The organism is Pseudonocardia sp. MH-G8 (assembly GCF_002262885.1).
In the GTDB taxonomy this organism is placed as follows: Bacteria; Actinomycetota; Actinomycetes; order Mycobacteriales; family Pseudonocardiaceae; genus Pseudonocardia.
Genome location: NZ_NKYF01000002.1, coordinates 211,534 through 228,938, shown reverse-complemented (window position 1 = coordinate 228,938; position 17,405 = coordinate 211,534). Strand labels below are relative to the sequence as shown.

Sequence of the window (17,405 nt, the reverse complement as noted above, 5' to 3'; positions counted from 1 at the left end):
CATGACTGAAGGACTCGACGTCGCGGTCAAGGACCGCGTCTGCTGGATCACCCTGGACCGGCCCAAGAAGCTCAACGCGCTGACCCCGGAGATGATGCACGGCCTGCGTCAGGTCTTCACCGACATCGACGACGACCCCGAGGTCTGCGTCGCGGTGCTGCGCGGGGCGGGCGAGAAGGGCTTCTGCGCCGGCATGGACCTGGACTGGTCCGAGTCGCTGACCAAGGCCGACCGGATCGAGCAGGGCCGGCTCGGTGAGAAGACGTTCGCCATGATGGAGCGACTGTCGATCCCGGTGTTCGCCGCGGTGCACGGGTACGCCGTCGGCGGTGGGCTGGAGCTGGCGCTGGGCGCGGACTTCATCGTGTGCGCCGACAACGCGAAGATGGGGCTGGTGGAGATCACCCTCTCCGCCCGGCCGCCGCACCAGCCGAAGTTCATGGACGGCAAGGAGGACCCCGACCAGCCCGAGGTCGGCGGCAGCGCGCCCGGCTGGGGTGGGCTCAAGCGACTGCCGGCGAGGATCGGCGTGGCGCGGGCCAAGGAGATGCTCTTCACCGGTGTCCGTCTCGACGCGCAGCGCGCGCTGCAGCTCGGCCTGGTCAACGACGTGTTCGCCGCCGAGGAGTTCGACGACAAGGTGGCCGCCCTCGCCGAGCGCATCGGGGCGATGAACCGCTACAACCTCCGGCTCGTCAAGGAGCTGGTCACCGGCGGCTACGACTGGATCGAGCCGCACCCCAGCTGAGGAGGGCATCCCATGCTCAAGATCTACCGGATCGACCACGTCGCGGTGGCGACCCCCGACCTGGACAAGCAGCTCGCGTTGCTCGAGGGCCTGTTCGGCTTCCGGCGCACGCACACCTGGGACAACCCGGCCCAGGGCGTCCGCGGGGTCCGGCTCGAGGTGCCGGGCAGCGCGGGTCAGACCTGGGTGGTGCTCGCGCCGTCGGGCGAGGGCGGGGCGCTGCAGACCTGGCTCGACGAGCACAACGGACGCCCGGGCCTGCACCACGTCGGCGCCGAGGTTCCGGACCTGGACGCCGCCGTCGCCGAGCTGGACCGGCGCGGGCTCAAGGTCAGCGACTCGGTCGCGGGCCGCTGGGTGGAGGCGTCGCTGTCACCGCCCGAGCACGGTCCCGGCGTGCTGTGGCGCCTGCGCGGCCCCGGGAACCTCGCCATGCTCGGCGACGACGAGGCCACGGCCGTCAAGCCCGTCGACGGTGACGGCCCGACGCTGGGCATCCGCGGCATCGACCACATCTGCCAGGCCTTCCACGACCGTGACGAGCTGTCGCGCTGGTACTCCGAGCTGGCCGGCTTCGTCGAGGTCTGGCGCACCGCGGACGACGAGATCCCGGACATGGCCGACCTCGTGCTGAACGTGCCCGGCTCCAGCATCTGCTGGGAGGTCATCACCGGTCGCGGCGAGGACTCGTTCGTCGACAAGTTCCTCGCCCGCAACGGCGCGGCGGCCCACCACGTCACGTTCGAGGTCGCCGACTGGGACGCCGCCCTGGACGCCTGCCGCGTCCACGACATCCCCACGTTCGACGACGAGGAGGGCGTCAAGGACGGCGCGGCGTGGAAGCACACGTTCATCCACCCCAAGCACGCGGGCGGGGTCCTCGTGCAGCTGTTCTGGGAGGAGCGACCCGGGGTCTGGGTGCGCTCGGACAAGATCGCGCCGCAGCAGTAGGAAGGCTCGCACCATGGACCTGACCCTGACCGAGGACCAGGAGCTGATCCGCAGCACCGCCCGCGACGTGCTCGGCGCACGCGCGGCGACGGCAGGTGCGGGGGCGGTGGCCGGGGACCCGGCCGGCTTCTCGGCCGACCTCTGGAAGGAGATGGTCGAGCTCGGCTGGACCGGGCTGGCCGTCCCGGAGGGCCACGGCGGCGTCGGCGAGGGGTTCCTCGAGGCCTGCCTGCTCGTCGAGGAGATGGGTGCGGCCCAGGTACCGAGCCCGTTCCTGCACACCGTGGCCTGCGGGGCCGCAGCCGTCGAGCGGCACGGCTCCGCACCGCAGCGGGAGCGCTGGCTGCGGGGCGTCGCCGAGGGCCGGACCATCGCCTTCGCGCGCGCCGCCCCGCGCGCCGGCTGGAGCACCGGCGGGTCCACCGTGACCGCCACGGCCTCGGATGACGGGTTCGTCCTCGACGGCGTGGCCCGGTACGTGCCGTTCGCGCACGTGGCCGACGACCTGCTGGTGGTGGCCGCGACCGGGGACGCGCTCACCGCGTTCCTCGTGGACGCCTGTGCCGCCGGCATCACGCACGAGCGGCTCGACGTGGTGGGCCCGAACGCCGAGCACGACGTCCGGTTCGCCGGTGTCGCGGTGCCGGGCGACCGGGTGCTGGGCGAGGTGGGCGGTGGCGCCGCGGTGGCGGCCACGGCGACTGCGTTCGGCGCCGCCGCCACCTGCGCCGAGATGGTGGGCGGCGCCCAGCGGGTGCTGGACAGGAGCGTCGAATACGCCGCGCAGCGTGAGCAGTTCGGGCGCGCGATCGGCGGCTTCCAGGCGGTCCAGCACCACTGCGCGGACATGGCGATCGACGTCCTCACCGCGCGCTTCATCGCCTACGAGGCGATCTGGCGGCTGACCGCACCCGGTCAGGCACCCGACGAGGTGGCGTTGACGGTGTCGGTGGCCAAGTCGTGGGTGAGCGATGCCTACCAGCGGGTGTGCGCGCTCGGGCACCAGGTGCACGGCGCGATCGGCTTCACCGCCGAGCACGACCTGCACCGCCACCTGCAGCACGCGACCAGCGCCGCGCTCGCGTTCGGCGACGGCGACTTCCACGCCGACCTCGTGGCCGACGCGATCGGGCTGCCGAGCTCATGACGCCGTGAGTGGGTACGAGTGCTCCAGCACCCGTATCCACTCACGAGGGTTCGAGGGTCTGCAGGGGCAGGAGCTCGGGGCGCTTGGGCACGAAGCCGTCGCCCGTGGCGCGGCCCCGCAGCCGCTTGTGGACGTAGGGCATCACGAAGTCGCGCATCCAGCGCAGGTCCTCGCGCACCCAGTCCTGCCAGCCGATCGGGGCCATCTCGGGCAGTGGGGTGCGCCAGTCGTCGGTGACGGGCTCACCGAGCGTCTCCAGCACGCGCAGGGCCACGCGGCGGTGTCCCTCGGTGGTGAGGTGCAGCCGGTCACGGCCCCAGCTGCGCGGATCGGCGAGCGGGGCCATGCCCCACAGGTCCACCACGGTGCTGCCGTGCCGCTCGGCGCTGGCGCGCACCAGCTCGTTGAAGCAGGCGACACGCCCGCGCAGGCGGCGCAGGATCGGGTGCATCCGGCCCAGGTCGAAACCGGTGAAGACGAGCACCTCCGCGCCCGTGGCGGTGACGCGCGCGAGCGCGGCGTCGAAGCGGCGGGCGAGGTCGTCGGTGTCGCAGGAGAACCTGATGATGTCGTTGCCGCCCGCGCAGAACGTGATCAGCTCGGGTCGCAGCCGCTCGGCGAGGGGCAGCTGGTCCTCGACGACCTGGTCGAGGAGCTTGCCGCGCACGGCGAGGTTGGCGTAGCGGAAGTCCGGCCGCTGCGCGCCGAGGTGCTCGGCGAGCCGATCGGCCCAGCCGCGGGGCGTGCCGTCGGGACGCCAGTCGTCCAGTCCTTCGGTGAAGCTGTCCCCGAGTGCGAGGAAGCTGCTGATGGGTCTCACCGGCGGTTGCCCCCTTCCGTTCACGATCCCGTCATCCCCACGACGGGCCGAGCACTCCCCAATATCACCCAAGAACCCTCGTGCGCGCCACCGGGGTGATCGATCCGTAGTGGTAGGGCACCCTTATCCCATGGGGAGTCGGAAGGAGACCGCCGAGCCGGGCCTCGCGGAGGTTCTCGGTGGGCGCGGTGGCGCCGTCGACGCGACGGTGCCCGTGGTCGCCTTCGTGGCGGCGTTCACGGTGGCGGACGCGTCGGCGTGGGCGTCGCCCGTGGCCTGGGCGGGCGGGGCGGCGGTGCTCGTCGGGGCCGTCGTGGCGGTGGTGCGTCTGGTGCGCGGAGGGCGCCCGCGGGCGGTGCTGTTCGGCCTGCTGGGCGTGGCGGTCGCGGCGCTGGTGGCGCTCTACACCGGCCGAGCCATCGACTTCTTCCTGGTCCAGATCGTGAGCAACGCGGCGAGCGCGCTCGCGTGGGCGGTGTCGATCGTGGTCCGGTGGCCCCTGCTGGGGCTCGTGGTGGGCACCGTGCTCGGCCAGCGCACGCGGTGGCGCGCGGATCCGGACCTGCTGCGCGGGTACCAGCGCGCCAGTTGGATCTGGGTGGGGCAGTACCTCGTGCGGCTCGCGGTGTTCCTCCCGCTCTACGCCGCCGACGCCGTGGTCGCGCTCGGCATCGCCCGCACCGTGCTCACGTGGCCGCTCGTCGCGCTGTGCGTGGCGCTGTCGTGGCCCGCCCTCCGCTCGGCTCTCCCGCCGGGGCACGGCGGGCTGCGGCACCCGACCGTCCCAGGTGAGGACGCTCACCAAGAGTGATCGACCGGAGCGATCCGCAAGATCGTCCCGTTGGAGCGTGACGGAAGCACCCGCCGCGATCCCCCCCCGGAGCCATGCGCCAGCCACCGAGTCCCCGACCCGAGCCCACCACCGCCGACACGTCGCCCGAGCGCGCTCCGGCCCCGGCCGCCACCTCGGCTGCGCAGAAGGCGGCGGACCTCACCGTCAACAAGGTGCTCGCGGGCGCGGGCGCGGCCGCCACGGCCGCCGTGCTCGGCTCGTACTTCGGCGCGACGGGCACCGTGGCCGGTGCCGCGCTCGGTTCGGTGGCGAGCACGCTGAGCACCACGCTGTACCAGCGCTCGCTCGACCGGACCCGCGACACGCTCGTCGCCCGCGTCCGGGTGCCCCGGGGCCGGCGGACCGACCCCGCGGACGCGCCGACGGTCCGGCTGGTGCTCCCGGAGCCGCGCGTCTCGCCCGAGGACGCGACCACGCGGTTGCGCGTGGAGCCCCCGCTCGGCAGGCGACGGCGGGTCCTTCTGTGGGTCGGGTCGACGGTGCTGGTCTTCGCCCTCGGTCTGCTCGCCGTGACCGGGGTCGAGTGGGCCAAGGGCTCCACGCTGAGCACGGGCCAGGAGGGCACCTCGGTGGGGCGGGTGCTGACGCCCGGTCCGACGACGGACGACACGGGCGATGCCGGCACGGGTGCCTCGGAGTCGGACGGGTCGGCGACCGACGACTCGGACGGCACGGACGGCGGGTCGGACGCCGACGGAGCAGAGGGTGCGGACGCGTCGGACGGCGAGGGGTCCGACGACGAGCGGTCGGGTACGGATGCCTCGGACGCGAGCGGGACGGACGGCTCGGGCACGGACGCCACGGACGACTCGGACAGCGCGGGCGGCGCGAACGGAACGGGCTCGGACGGGACGGGCTCGGGCGACGCGGACGAGGACAACGCGCCGGGCGCCGAGCCCAGCACGCCCCCGAGCGGCGCCGATGAGCCCGAGCCGGCGTCCGGGGACGCGACCGGTACGGCACCGACGGGCCTGCCGGATCGCGGGAGCGGCTGACCGGGCGCCGGAGGCCCCTCGCACACCGATCGTGGTGCTCGCACAGCGACTGCAGTCGGTGTGCCGGCCCCGGAGTCGGTGTGCCACCGCAACCGACTGGTGGCGAAACGCGTGGGCGCCCGGCGCGCGGGCCGCGCCGCCGGAGTGCTCGCCTCCGCACCCGCGAAGGTCACACATCGATTGCTGTGCTCCCACACCGACTGCAGTCGGTGTGGGAGCACCCGAATCGGTGTACGAGGCTGCTGCCGGACTTGTGACGGCTCGGGAACGTCTGCGCGCCGTTCCGGCCGCCCGCGCCTACCCTCGGCCGATGCGGGTGTTGATCACAGGTGGGGCCGGGTTCGTCGGATCGCACGTCGCCGACCGGCTCGCCGCCGACGGCCACGACGTGCTGCTGCTCGACGCGTTCCTGCCGCAGGCGCACGGCGACCACGGCGCCGGGTGGCCCGGGGAGCACGAGGGCGTCGTCGGTGACGTGCGCGACGCCGACCTGCTGGCCCGGCTGCTGCCGGGGGTGGACGCCGTGTGCCACCAGGCCGCGATGGTGGGGCACGGTGTGGACCCGTCCGACGCCCCCGACTACGCCGCGCACAACGACCTCGGCACCGCGGTGCTGCTCGCGGCGATGTACGCGGCGGGCGTGCGCAGGCTCGTGCTCGCCGGTTCCATGGTCGTGTACGGGGAGGGGCGCTACGACTGCCCCGAGCACGGTGTGGTGCGGCCGCTGCCCCGGGCCGTGGCCGACCTCGAGGCGGGGTTGTTCGAGCCGCGCTGCCCGCGCTGCGGTGCCGCCCTGGTGCCCGGGCTCGTGGGCGAGGACGCGCCGCTCGACCCGCGCAGCACCTATGCGGCCACGAAGCTGGCGCAGGAGCACCTGGCGAGCGCGTGGGCGCGGCAGAGTGGCGGGCAGGTGTGGTCGTTGCGCTACCACAACGTGTACGGCCCGCGGATGCCCCGCAACACCCCGTACGCGGGCGTCGCGTCGATCTTCCGCTCGGCCCTGGAACGGGGTGAGGCGCCCCGGGTGCTCGAGGACGGGTGCCAGCGGCGCGACTTCGTGCACGTCACCGACGTCGCGCGGGTGAACGCGCTGGCACTGGCGGCCGAACGCGAGGGCTTCACGGCCGTGAACGTCTGCTCCGGCGAGCCGCACACCGTCGGCGAGCTGGCCCGCACCCTGGCGGAGCGGATGGGCGGGCCGGCGCCCGAGATCGTGGGAGGCGCGCGCCCGGGCGACGTGCGGCACGTGGTCGCCGATCCCGCCCGGGCGCGCGAGCTGCTGGGCTTCGCCGCCGCGGTCGGGTTCGGCGAGGGCGTCGGGGCGTTCGCCACCGATCCGTTGCGGGCGGCCGTCACCGTTCGGTAAGCCGATCAGGCGGTTTGGCGACCGCCGTTCCGCCCAAGATCAGGGTGTGGTCAGTTCACCTCCGGAAATCGTCCTGCCGTGCCTCGACGAGGCGGATGCCCTGCCCGCCGTGCTGCGCGAGCTCCCGGCGGGCTGGCCGGTGCTCGTCGTCGACAACGGCTCCACCGATGCCACCGCGGCCGTCGCGGCCGCGCACGGTGCCCGCGTGGTCCGCGAACCGCGCCGCGGCTACGGGGCCGCCGTCCACACCGGCCTGGTGGCCGCACGGGCCGAGCTCGTCGCCGTCCTCGACGGTGACGGTTCGCTCGACCCGGCGGCCCTCGCCCCGCTCACCGAGGCCGTGCGCTCCGGACGGGCCGACCTGGCCGTCGGGCGCCGGGTACCGGTCTCGGCCGGTGCGTGGCCCTGGCACGCGCGGGCGGGCAACGTGGTGATCGCCGCGTTGCTGCGCCGTCGCGGCGTCCCGGTGCACGACATCGCGCCGATCCGGGTGGGTCGCCGCGACGCCCTGCTCGCGCTCGGGGTCGCCGACCGGGCCTTCGGCTACCCCCTCGAGCTGCTGCTGCGGGCCGGGGCGAGCGGCTGGCGCCTGCACGAGCTCGACGTCGCGTACCGGCCGCGGGCGGGCGGGCGCTCCAAGGTCTCGGGGTCGGTGCGGGGCACGGCGCGCGCGGCCCGCGACATGACCCGGCTGCTGCGCGGTGCGGGCCTGCGCGCGCGGCCGGCGCAGCCGTGACCCGGCCCCCGGCCGCGGTGGTCGTGCTGGCCAAGGCGCCCGAGCCGGGCCGCGTCAAGACCCGCCTGTGCCCGCCCGCGACCCCGGAGCAGGCGGCGGAGCTCGCCGCCGCCGCCCTGCTCGACACCCTCGACGCCGCGGCCGCGGTGCCCGGCGCGGCATCGGTGGTGGTGCTGACCGGCCGGATGCTGCGGGCGGCCCGCGCCACCGAGCTGGCCGCGGCGCTGCAGCGGACGCACGTCCTGCCCCAGCGCGGCGACGGCCTCGGTCGCCGCATCTGCGCGGCCCACGCCGACACGGCGGCGCTGCTGCCCGGACGTCCCACCCTCCAGCTGGGCATGGACACCCCGCAGGCCGGGGCCGCGCTGCTCGCCGAGTGCCTGGAACGCCTCCACGCCCCGGGCATCGACGCCGTGCTCGGCCCGGCCACGGACGGCGGGTGGTGGGGGCTGGGGCTGCGCGACCCGCGGGCTGCCGCACTCGTCGCGGACGTGCCGACCTCGCGCGACGACACGGGCGCCCGCACCGTGGCGGCGCTGCGCGACGGCGGGCTGCGCGTCGGCCTGCTGCCCGAGCTGACCGACGTGGACACCGCCGCCGATGCCGTCGCCGTGGCCGCAACGGCCCCCGCCGGGCGCTTCGCCGCCGCGACCGCGCGCTGTCGGGCGTTCGGAGCCGTGGTGTGACCGCCGCGACCGGCCCGGGACACAGGGCAGGGCGTGATCAGGACCGCGAGTTCGCCGGAGTGCGGTCGAGCCAGATGTCCCCGCTTGCGGGCCGACGCGGTCTTGCGGGGGAGGAGCGCAGGGAGCGAGGTACGAGCGACCGAGCACCGGAGGAGCAAGGCGGCGTCATCAAGGGCCCGCAAGCACGCCGAAGCGAAGCGGAGGCAATCGATACAGCGTTCGACGCCGCCCTCGCCGGCGCCCCCGTCCGCATGCTGCGCAGCGACGGCGCCGAGATCGCCCTCGCGGTGCAGCGGTGGCGCGGCGACGCCGCGGGGGACGACGCGTGGCTGCTCGATCGCTGCACCGGCCCGGTGCTCGACCTGGGCTGCGGGCCCGGGCGGCTGGTGGCGGCGCTGGCCCGGCGGGGGATCCGGGCCCTCGGCGTGGACGCCTCGGCCGCGGCCGTGGCGCAGTGCCGCGCCCGGGGCGCCGCCGTCGTGCGGCGCGACGTGTTCGGCGCCCTGCCCGCGGCGGGCCGTTGGCAGCACGTGTTGCTGGCCGACGGCAACATCGGGATCGGCGGCGATCCCGCGAGGCTGCTCCGGCGCGCCGCAGCGCTGCTGGCTCCCGGCGGCACGCTGCTCGTCGAGACCGATCCGGATCCGGGTGCGCGCTGGTCGGGTACGGCGCGCGTGCACACCCCCGACGGAGCCGGGATGCCGCTGCCGTGGGCCGTGGTCGGTGCGGCTGTGCTCCGCGAGGTGGCCGCGGGGCTGGGGCTGCGGATGAGCGCGACCGCCGCCGGGCCGCGCTCTTTCGCCGAGCTCCACGTGGAGCCGGGCACCGGCGGCGAGGAGGTGTGAGGCTCGCCCCCTCCGACTGATCATTGCGATCCGTACGCGGGTGCGGTCCGCGCAACAGCGGTGTGCTGCTCGCACCGATCACGGGTTCGGCGGGTGCCGGCCCGGGCCCTCGTGCCGCGACGCCTGATCACCGGATGGGTGCACGGACGGCGGTATCTCGCCGCTTCCGCACCCATCCCGCGATCTTCGACGGGATCGGCCCGCCCGGACCGGCCGCACCGTCACCGGGCGAGAGGCAGCGTGATCTCGAACCGGCAGCCCGGCGCGACGTTGACGACCGTGATCCCGCCCTGCTGGGCTTCCATCAAGGCCTTCGCGATGGCCAGGCCCAGCCCGGCGCCCGAGCCCTCGTCCGGTGTGCGCGCCGCGCCGCCGCGGTAGCCGGGTTCGAAGACCCGGTCGAGATCCGCGTCCGGGATGCCGCCGCAGGCGTCGTGGACACGCAGCCACGCGATGTCGTCCCGGGTACCGGCCGAGAGCCGCACCGTGCCACCTGCCGGGGTGTGCCGGACCGCGTTGGACAGCAGGTTGCGCAGCACGCGGACCAGGTCGGCGTCGCTGCCCAGCACCGTGGGCCAGCACGCGGGCTCCGCCGCCGTGACCGTGACCCCCGCCGCCGCCGCCACCGCCGACCCGGCGGCCACCGCGTCCGAGCCGACCTCACCGAGCGCGACCCGCCCGACCGGAAGCCGCAACGCGGCGGAGGTGGCCCGTGACAGCTGGAACAGGTCCTCGACCATCCCCGCCATCCGCACGGTCTCCTTGCGGATCCGCCCCAGGTACTCCTCCACCTCGGGCGGCCGGTGCACGACGCCGTCGAGCAGGGCGTCGGTCATTCCGCGGATGCCGGCGAGCGGCGAGCGCAGGTCGTGCCCGATGCCGGCCACCAGCTCGCGGCGGGCCGACTCGGCCCGCCGCTCGGCGTCGAGGGCCTCGCGCTGCCACAGCGTCTCCCGCGCCACGCTGCGGCCAAGCAGCATGCCCGCCGGCACGGTCACCGCGGCGACGACAGCCACCACCGCGACCGTGCCCACCAACTGCGGCGTGTACATGAACCCGCTGGTGGCGATCACGCCGACGAGGGCGGCGACCAGCGGCACCAGCACCAGGGCCGTCATCGTGGCGACCATCGAACGGCGGCGCATCCGCTGCACGACGACGCCGCCGACGGCGGCCACCGGCAGGACGAACACCAGCGCCAGCGGCGCGGCCTTCGCCAGCTCGTCGAGCACGTTCATGCGGGGTCCAGGTTCATGCGGGGTCGTAGCGGTAGCCGGTGCCCCAGATCGTCGCGATCCGCACGGGCCGGGTCGGGTCCGCCTCGATCTTCTCCCGCAGCCGCCGCACGTGCACCGTCACCGTGGACTGGTCGCCGAACTCCCAGCCCCAGACCTCGGCCAGCAGCTCCGCGCGGGTGTAGGCCCGCCCGGGGTGGGTCAGCAGGTAGGCGAGCAGGTCGAACTCGCGCGTGGTCAGCGCGAGCGGCGTGCCGTGGAGCTCGGCGAGCCGGGCCACCGGGTCGACGCGCAGCGCGCCGTCCACGAGCACGGAGCCGGTGGGCTCGGCCGGGCGGGCACGGCGCAGCACGGAGCCGATGCGCAGCACGAGCTCCCGAGGGCTGAACGGCTTGGTCACGTAGTCGTCGGCGCCGAGCTCGAGCCCCAGTACCCGGTCGTCCTCCTCGCCGAGCGCGGTGAGCATGACGATCGGCAGCCGCTCGTCGTCGCGGCGCAGCTCCCGGCACACGTCCAGACCGGTCATGCCGGGCAGCATCAGGTCGAGCACCACGGCGTCCGGGCCGCGCTCGCGCGCCGCCCGCAGGCCGGTGGGGCCGTCGGCGGCGAGGTCGACCTGGTAGCCGGCCTCGTCGAGGTAGCGCCCGACGACGTCACGGACGGTGGCGTCGTCGTCCACCACGAGCACGCGGGAGGCCATGCGGTCGAGCGTAGAGACCCACCACCCGGACGAGTCTTACGAGACCCTCACCGCTAGCCGTACTGCGGCCCCTCCGGATCTAGCGTCGCCGGCGTGCGACCAGTCCCCCGCTTCCGGAGCCCGCTGCGCGGGCCGTGGCTGACGTCGGTGTTCGCCGTCGTCCTGCTCGTCGGTATGCCCATCCTCATCATCACCGGTCTGCTGGACCGCGTCGCCTACGGGCCCGCACAGGGCCTTCCGGTGGACGTCGGGCTGCTGCAGCTGCCCCCGTTCGACTGGCCCACCCGGCCGTCCTGGCTGTTCCGCCTGACGCAGGGCGTGCACGTCGGGCTCGGCCTGGTGCTGATCCCGGTGGTGCTCGCGAAGCTCTGGTCGGTGATCCCGAAGCTGTTCGACTGGCCGCCGGTGCGCTCGCCCGCCCAGGCGCTGGAGCGGGCGTCGCTGCTGCTGCTGGTGGGCAGCCTCCTGTTCGAGATCGTCACCGGGGTGCTGAACATCCAGTACGACTACGCGTTCGGCTTCAGCTTCTACACCGGCCACTACATCGGCGCGTGGGTGTTCGTGGCGGCGTTCGCGGCGCACGTGGCGCTCAAGCTGGGGACGATGGTGCGCAGCCTGCGCTCGCGCTCCCTGCGGCGCGAGCTGGCGACGCCGCTGGCCGAGACGGTGGCCGAGCCGCCGGACGCCCACGGGCTCGTGGCGCCCGACCCCGCACCGCCGACGATGAGCCGCCGCGGCGCGCTCGCCCTGGTGGGCGGCGGGTCGGCGCTGCTGGCCGTCCTGTCGGTCGGGCAGGTGCTCGACGGGCCGCTGCGTCACACCGCCCTGCTGCTGCCGCGCGGGCGCGACCACGGCGACGGGCCGAACGCGTTCCCGGTGAACCGCACCGCCGCGGCCGCCGGCATCGTCGCCGCCGCGACCGGTGCGGACTGGCGCCTCACGCTCCCCGGCGCCGCGCCGGTGACGCTCTCCCGCGCCGACCTCGCGGGCCTGCCCCAGCACACCGCGCGGCTGCCGATCGCCTGCGTCGAGGGCTGGTCGACGCTGCAGACCTGGACCGGGGTGCGGCTGCGGGACCTCGCCGCGCTCGCGGGCGTTCCGCAGCCGGCCTCGGCGTTCGTCGAGTCCCTGGAGGTGGGGCCGTTCGCACAGGGCACGCTGAACGCCGGGCAGGTGCTCGACCCGGACGCGCTGCTCGCGCTGCAGGTCAACGGCGCCGACCTGAGCCCCGACCACGGCTTCCCCGCCCGGATCATCGTCCCGGCGCTGCCGGGTGTCCGCTGCACCAAGTGGGTGCGCTCCATCGAGTTCCGGGAGACCTGATGCGCCGGTTCACCGACTTCTACGGTGCACGACCCGCCCACCTGCTGGTGCTGCTGGCCTGCGTCGTGCTGGCGGCCTACGCGGGGTTCCTGCTGCTCGGCGACCCGGCCCTGCTCACGATGCTGGTCTGGTTCGTCGGCGCCGCCGTCGCGCACGATTTCGTGCTGTTCCCGGTCTACGCGCTGGTCGACCGTGGGCTGAGCCGCCTCCCCCTGCCCGTGCTCAACCACGTGCGCGTGCCGCTGCTGGGCGCGGGGCTGACGTTCCTGGTGTTCCTGCCCGGGATCATCAGCCAGGGCGGGGCGACGCACCTGGCGGCCACCGGCCTCGACCAGACGCCCTACCTGGGCCGCTGGCTCGTGCTCGTGGCCGCCCTCTTCGGGGTGTCCGCACTGGTCTACGGGATGCGGCTGCTCACCACACGGTCAGCAGCAGGTGGTTGACCGTCAGCGCCAGCACGGCCTGCGCGGCGAGCCAGTAGCGGGCGGCGGGGAGCAGTGCGCACGGGAGCACCAGCCAGACCGCGAACGGCAGCCAGATCCGCTCGACCTCGGCCTTGCTCATCCCGGACGCGTCGGCCAGCAGGATCGCGGCCAGCCCGGCGCCCGCCAGCACCACGACGGCCACCGGGAGCGCCTGCGACCGTGCGACGGCGCGCCGGACGCCCGCGACGACCGCGGGACCGAGGGCGAGCAGCACCGCGGCGAGGTTGGCCCAGACGAAGTAGCCGTAGGGCCGGGTGGACGCGATGCTCGCGGCGTAGATGACCTGCACGCGGTCGAACCCCGTGAACCACCAGAAGCCGCTCACGGTGAACGCGGCGACCACCGCGAGCACCCCGGCCGTGGCGAGCAGGCCGGCCCGCAGGCTGCGGGTGAGCGCGAGCACCGCCAGCGCGAGCAACCCGCCCAGCACGAGGCCGTAGGACAGGTACAGGCACCAGCCGAGCAGCACCCCGCCGGCGAGCGCGGTCAGGTCGGCCCGGCGTCCGCAGCGGGTGGCGCCGACCGCGAGCAACGCGACACCCCACGCGAGCACCCCGGCGAACATCCCGTCCGCGGAGACCCCCACCCACACCGCGCCCGGCAGCAGCACACCGAACGGCAACGCCCGCCGCGCCACGTCCTCGGCGTCGAAGGCCGCCACCGCCACCGCCACCGCGATCGGAGCCGACGCGCCGACCAGCATCACGAACAACCCGGCGGGCCCGCCGCCCCCGAGCCCGAGCCGGTCCAGCCACACGAACGTCAGGAACGCACCAGGCGGGTGCGCCCCCACGTGCGTCGTCCAGAAGCCGGGGGCGTCGGTGAGGATGTGGTCGCTGAACGTGCGCAGCATCGCGCCGACGTCGGTCACCCGGGGCACGTCGTGCAGGTACTCCTGGCTGCTGGAGAGCCGCTCGACCACCCCGCGCTGCCAGCCGTCCACGAGCGCGAGCGACACCGTCCACGCGAGCGCGCCCGCGTAGCCCGCCGCGAGCAGCGGCCCCCACCGCAGGCGCTGCGCCAGCACCGGCCCTTGCACCACGACCAGCACCGCGACGGCCACCGCGGCCGGCGTGCCCGGCCCCACGTGCGGCAGCCACCCGGCCAGCAGCGGTGGGAAGGGCAGGAAGATGTCGACGCCTGCGGCCAGCAGCCCCTGACCCACCAGGGCCGCGGCCACCACGACCAGCGCCGCGAGGCCCACCGCGACCAGGTCGGCCGCCGCACGGGACCGGCGCTCGGTGATCGGCACGGGAGGACGGTAGCGGCGCACCCGGGCGCCTGATCCTTACGGCTCGCGGACGGTCCTGCTCACGGGCGTGCGGGCCCGGGACAGGGCAGTTCGAGATTTCGCTCAGCGCCGTTCGACCCGGGCAGAGCAACGCTCACTGCCATCTCGACGGGCGCGGCCCGGCGCCGTCCACGGCCGAACGCCCTCGCGGCGGATCCGCCTCGCCCATCCGGCTCCACTCACCGGCAGAACGATCAGCGCGTGCCGGGGCGGGAGCCGAAGGGTGTGCGGACGCCGCAGAGCAGGGGCCGGTCGGAGCCTCACGCCCGCAGCTTCGCCGCGAACCTCTCCGCCGCCGCGCGGGGGTCCTCGGCCTCGGTGATCGCCCGCACCACGACGATCCGCTCGGCACCGGCGGCGAGCACCTCGTCGAGCCGGTCGTGGTCGATGCCGCCGATCGCGAACCACGGACGCGACGGTGCCCGGCCGGCGACCGTGCGCACCAGGTCCAGGCCGGGGGCCGGGCGGCCGGGCTTCGTGGGGGTCGGCCAGCAGGGGCCGACGCAGAAGTAGTCGACGCCGGGTTCGCCGGCGGCCGTGGCGGTCTCGTCGGGGCTGTGCGACGAGCGCCCGATGACGACGTCGTCGCCGACGACCTCCCGGGCCCACCGCACCGGCAGGTCGTCCTGACCGAGGTGCAGGACGTCGGCGCCGGCGGCGAGGGCGACGTCGGCGCGGTCGTTCACCGCGAGCAGGGCCCCGTGCCGGGCGCACGCCTCGGCGAGCACCTCGAGCGCGGCCAGCTCCTCGCGCGCCTCCAGGGGGCCGTCCGGGCCCTTGTCGCGGAGCTGGACGATGTCGACGCCGCCTGCGAGGGCGGCGTCGGCGAACGCGGCGAGGTCGCCGGTGCGGCGGCGGGCGCCGGTGCAGAGGTAGAGGCGGGCGTCGTCCAGGCGCTTGCGCACGGTGGCGCCGTCGAGGGCAGGCACGCCCGATGACGCTACGCGCCGCCTCGAGATCGAGGGAGGCAGTGCCGCCGGAGCGGAGCGGAGGCCAACAGACAGGGCGTAGGCTGGATGGCAGGTGACGCACGGGAGCCCGTACGGCGGGCTGAGAGGGGATCGGACCAGATCCCGACCGTCGAACCTGATCCGGGTCATGCCGGCGCAGGGAGCGGAGATGATGACGAACTCGTTGACGGTGGTCGGTGCCGGCGTGGTCGGCCTGTCCTGTGCGTGGCGCGCCGCCGAGGCGGGTGTCACGGTCACGGTGCTCGACCCGGCGCCCGCGTCCGGGGCGTCCTGGGTGGCCGGGGGCATGCTCGCGCCCGTCACGGAGGCGTGGCCGGGCGAGGAGGAGCTGCTCGAGCTCGGCGTGGCGTCGGTGCAGCGGTGGCCGGGTTTCGCCGAGGAGCTCACCGCGGCCGCCGGCCGGGCGGCCGGGTTGCGCACCGAGGGCACCGTGGTGGCGGCCACCGGCTCCGGTGACCGCGCCGAGCTGGACGCGCTGGCCGCGTACCTGGGCCGGCTCGGCCGCGACGTCGAGCGGCTGTCCGGCCGGGAGCTGCGCCGCCTGGAGCCCGCCCTCGGCCCGGACGTGCGCGGCGGGCTGTCGGTCCCCGACGACCTCGCGGTGGACAACCGCGTGTTGCTGGCCGCCCTGCGCGCCGCCGCGGAGCGCGCCGGGGTCACGCTCGTGGAGCGCGCCGTGCGCGCCGTCCTCGACGACGGCTCGCGGGTCACCGGCGTGCGCACGGACGACGGCGACGTCGCGGCGGAGGTGGTCCTCGTCGCGGCGGGTGCCCACTCGGCGGCCCTGCATCCGACGCTGGACGGCCTGGTGCGCCCGGTGAAGGGCGAGATCCTGCGGATCGCGCACCGCGCGGGCGCGTTCCCGCCGCCGCGACGCACGGTCCGCGCGCTCGTGGACGGCCGCCCGGTCTACGCCGTCCCCCGCGACGACGGCGGGCTCGTCCTCGGCGCCACCCAGGCGGAGCTGGGTTTCGACACCGAGGTCACCGTCGGCGGGGTGCGCGACCTGCTGCGCGACGCCGAGCGGATCCTGCCCGGCATCGCGGAGTACGCGCTCGTGGAGAGCGCGGCGGGCCTGCGACCCGGCAGCCCGGACAACCTGCCGCTGGTGGGCGCGCTCGGTCCGGAGGGCCTGCTCGTCGCCACCGGCCACCACCGCAACGGGATGCTGCTGGCCCCCGTCACCGCCGATGCCGTCGCGGCGATCCTGCGCGGCGAGCCCGTCCCCGATCCGGTGCGCGCCGCGGACCCCGCCCGGTTCTCGTACGCCAGGAGGTAGCACGTGCAGGTGTGGATCAATGGAGAGCAGCGCGAGCTGGCGGACGGCGCCCGCGTGCGCGATGCGCTCGTCGCGCTCGGCGCCCCGCAGAACGGGGTGGCGGTCGCGGTGGACGGCGAGGTCGTGCCGCGCGCGGAGTGGCCGTCGGCGGCGCTCGCGGACGGCGCGCGCATCGAGGTGCTGACGGCGGTGCAAGGAGGATGACCGTGGACGACACGCTGCTGATCGGAGACCGCAAGATCGCGTCGCGGCTGATCATGGGTACCGGCGGGGCCGCGAACCTGGAGGTCCTGGAGCGCGCGTTGGTGGCGTCGGGCACCGCGCTCACCACCGTCGCGATGCGCCGCGTCGACGCCGTCACCGGCACCGGTGTGCTCGACCTGCTACGCCGCCTCGGCATCGAGGTGCTGCCCAACACGGCGGGCTGCCGCACCGCCGCCGAGGCCGTGCTCACCGCGCGGCTCGCGCGGGAGGCGCTGGAGACCGATCTGGTCAAGCTCGAGGTCGTGGCCGACGAGCGCACGCTGCTGCCCGACCCCATCGAGCTGCTGGACGCGGCCGAGCAGCTGGTGGACGACGGGTTCACGGTGCTGCCCTACACCAACGACGACCCGGTGCTCGCGCGCAAGCTCGAAGGCGTCGGCTGCGCGGCCGTCATGCCGCTGGGCTCGCCGATCGGCACCGGGCTGGGCATCCGCAACCCGCACAACATCGAGATGATCGTGGAGCGGGCCGGGGTGCCGGTCGTGCTGGACGCCGGCATCGGCACGGCGTCCGAAGCGGCACAGGCGATGGAGCTGGGCTGCGACGCCGTGCTGCTGGCCACGGCGGTCACGCGGGCGGGCGACCCGGAGCGGATGGCCCACGCCATGCGCCTGGGCGTGGAGGCGGGCCGGGCGGCGAGGGAAGCGGGCAGGATCCCCCGCCGCTACTGGGCCCAGGCCTCCTCGCCGGACGTGGAACCCTGACCCTGC

The 17,405-nt window shown here is 75.2% G+C and carries 19 protein-coding genes and 1 riboswitch; of the genes, 14 read left to right on the top strand and 5 right to left on the bottom strand.

What is annotated here, in order from left to right; all coding sequences use genetic code 11:
- Position 1: 1 nt before the first annotated feature.
- Genes CFP66_RS08060 through CFP66_RS08050 form a run of 3 tightly spaced genes read left to right on the top strand, consistent with a single transcriptional unit; the run spans position 2 to position 2,846 of the window.
- Positions 2–748, top strand: a complete 747-nt coding sequence (locus CFP66_RS08060; RefSeq protein ID WP_094921857.1) for an enoyl-CoA hydratase/isomerase family protein — start codon at positions 2–4, stop codon at positions 746–748.
- A 12-nt stretch (positions 749–760) separates the two neighbouring features.
- Positions 761–1,699, top strand: a complete 939-nt coding sequence (locus CFP66_RS08055; RefSeq protein WP_094921855.1) for a VOC family protein — start codon at positions 761–763, stop codon at positions 1,697–1,699.
- 13 nt (positions 1,700–1,712) lie between these two features.
- Entirely contained in the window at positions 1,713–2,846 is a 1,134-nt protein-coding gene (locus tag CFP66_RS08050; RefSeq protein ID WP_094921853.1) for an acyl-CoA dehydrogenase family protein, read from the top strand.
- 40 nt (positions 2,847–2,886) lie between these two features.
- Here the strand turns inward: CFP66_RS08050 and CFP66_RS08045 are convergent, their stop codons facing one another.
- A complete protein-coding gene (locus tag CFP66_RS08045; protein WP_094921851.1) occupies positions 2,887–3,666 on the bottom strand; it encodes an SGNH/GDSL hydrolase family protein in 780 nt (259 codons plus the stop codon).
- A gap of 130 nt (positions 3,667–3,796) precedes the next feature.
- Here CFP66_RS08045 and CFP66_RS08040 point away from each other — a divergent pair, with 130 nt between their 5' ends.
- The 6 genes from CFP66_RS08040 (at position 3,797) to CFP66_RS08015 (ending at position 9,147) form a co-directional block, all read left to right on the top strand.
- Positions 3,797–4,477: a DUF3159 domain-containing protein gene (locus tag CFP66_RS08040; RefSeq protein WP_094921850.1), complete on the top strand. Its 681-nt coding sequence runs from the start codon at positions 3,797–3,799 to the stop codon at positions 4,475–4,477.
- Between the two features lie 74 nt (positions 4,478–4,551).
- Positions 4,552–5,514: a hypothetical protein gene (locus CFP66_RS08035; RefSeq protein ID WP_094921848.1), complete on the top strand. Its 963-nt coding sequence runs from the start codon at positions 4,552–4,554 to the stop codon at positions 5,512–5,514.
- 310 nt (positions 5,515–5,824) lie between these two features.
- Entirely contained in the window at positions 5,825–6,880 is a 1,056-nt protein-coding gene (locus CFP66_RS08030) for an NAD(P)-dependent oxidoreductase (RefSeq protein ID WP_094921846.1), read from the top strand.
- A gap of 46 nt (positions 6,881–6,926) precedes the next feature.
- Positions 6,927–7,616 carry a glycosyltransferase family 2 protein gene (locus tag CFP66_RS08025; RefSeq protein ID WP_255413829.1) on the top strand — a complete coding sequence of 230 codons (690 nt, stop codon included), beginning with the start codon at positions 6,927–6,929 and terminating at the stop codon, positions 7,614–7,616.
- Positions 7,613–8,302: a DUF2064 domain-containing protein gene (locus CFP66_RS08020; protein WP_094921844.1), complete on the top strand. Its 690-nt coding sequence runs from the start codon at positions 7,613–7,615 to the stop codon at positions 8,300–8,302. The genes CFP66_RS08025 and CFP66_RS08020 overlap by 4 nt, the downstream gene beginning before the upstream one ends.
- 251 nt (positions 8,303–8,553) lie before the next feature.
- Entirely contained in the window at positions 8,554–9,147 is a 594-nt protein-coding gene (locus CFP66_RS08015) for a class I SAM-dependent methyltransferase (protein ID WP_198961311.1), read from the top strand.
- A gap of 221 nt (positions 9,148–9,368) precedes the next feature.
- On the opposite strand, the gene CFP66_RS08010 is transcribed toward CFP66_RS08015, so the two are convergent.
- Together CFP66_RS08010 and CFP66_RS08005 are read right to left on the bottom strand one after the other, a co-directional pair.
- Positions 9,369–10,385, bottom strand: a complete 1,017-nt coding sequence (locus tag CFP66_RS08010; protein ID WP_094921841.1) for a sensor histidine kinase KdpD — start codon at positions 10,383–10,385, stop codon at positions 9,369–9,371.
- A 13-nt stretch (positions 10,386–10,398) separates the two neighbouring features.
- Positions 10,399–11,082: a response regulator transcription factor gene (locus CFP66_RS08005; protein ID WP_094921840.1), complete on the bottom strand. Its 684-nt coding sequence runs from the start codon at positions 11,080–11,082 to the stop codon at positions 10,399–10,401.
- Positions 11,083–11,175: 93 nt separating this feature from the next.
- Between CFP66_RS08005 and CFP66_RS08000 the strand changes: the two genes are divergently transcribed.
- Positions 11,176–12,405 carry a molybdopterin-dependent oxidoreductase gene (locus tag CFP66_RS08000; RefSeq protein ID WP_233159236.1) on the top strand — a complete coding sequence of 410 codons (1,230 nt, stop codon included), beginning with the start codon at positions 11,176–11,178 and terminating at the stop codon, positions 12,403–12,405.
- Positions 12,405–12,848, top strand: coding sequence for a hypothetical protein (locus tag CFP66_RS07995; protein ID WP_094921838.1), 444 nt, complete (start codon positions 12,405–12,407; stop codon positions 12,846–12,848). The genes CFP66_RS08000 and CFP66_RS07995 overlap by 1 nt, the downstream gene beginning before the upstream one ends.
- On the opposite strand, the gene CFP66_RS07990 is transcribed toward CFP66_RS07995, so the two are convergent.
- Positions 12,820–14,142 carry a hypothetical protein gene (locus tag CFP66_RS07990; RefSeq protein WP_198961310.1) on the bottom strand — a complete coding sequence of 441 codons (1,323 nt, stop codon included), beginning with the start codon at positions 14,140–14,142 and terminating at the stop codon, positions 12,820–12,822. The genes CFP66_RS07995 and CFP66_RS07990 overlap by 29 nt on opposite strands.
- Before the next feature lie 299 nt (positions 14,143–14,441).
- A complete protein-coding gene (gene thiE / locus CFP66_RS07985) occupies positions 14,442–15,110 on the bottom strand; it encodes a thiamine phosphate synthase (RefSeq protein ID WP_094921836.1) in 669 nt (222 codons plus the stop codon).
- A 91-nt stretch (positions 15,111–15,201) separates the two neighbouring features.
- Positions 15,202–15,311: riboswitch (TPP riboswitch) on the top strand.
- Between thiE and thiO the strand changes: the two genes are divergently transcribed.
- The 3 genes from thiO (at position 15,301) to CFP66_RS07970 (ending at position 17,399) form a co-directional block, all read left to right on the top strand.
- Positions 15,301–16,431 (top strand): glycine oxidase ThiO, encoded by a 1,131-nt coding sequence (gene thiO / locus CFP66_RS07980; protein ID WP_369804997.1) that lies wholly within the window; start codon positions 15,301–15,303, stop codon positions 16,429–16,431. (Overlaps the previous riboswitch by 11 nt.)
- A 3-nt stretch (positions 16,432–16,434) precedes the next feature.
- Positions 16,435–16,635, top strand: coding sequence for a sulfur carrier protein ThiS (gene thiS / locus CFP66_RS07975; protein ID WP_094921834.1), 201 nt, complete (start codon positions 16,435–16,437; stop codon positions 16,633–16,635).
- The gene (locus tag CFP66_RS07970) at positions 16,632–17,399 is read left to right on the top strand and encodes a thiazole synthase (RefSeq protein ID WP_094921833.1); all 768 of its coding nucleotides are present in this window, start codon (positions 16,632–16,634) and stop codon (positions 17,397–17,399) included. The genes thiS and CFP66_RS07970 overlap by 4 nt, the downstream gene beginning before the upstream one ends.
- Positions 17,400–17,405: the final 6 nt, after the last annotated feature.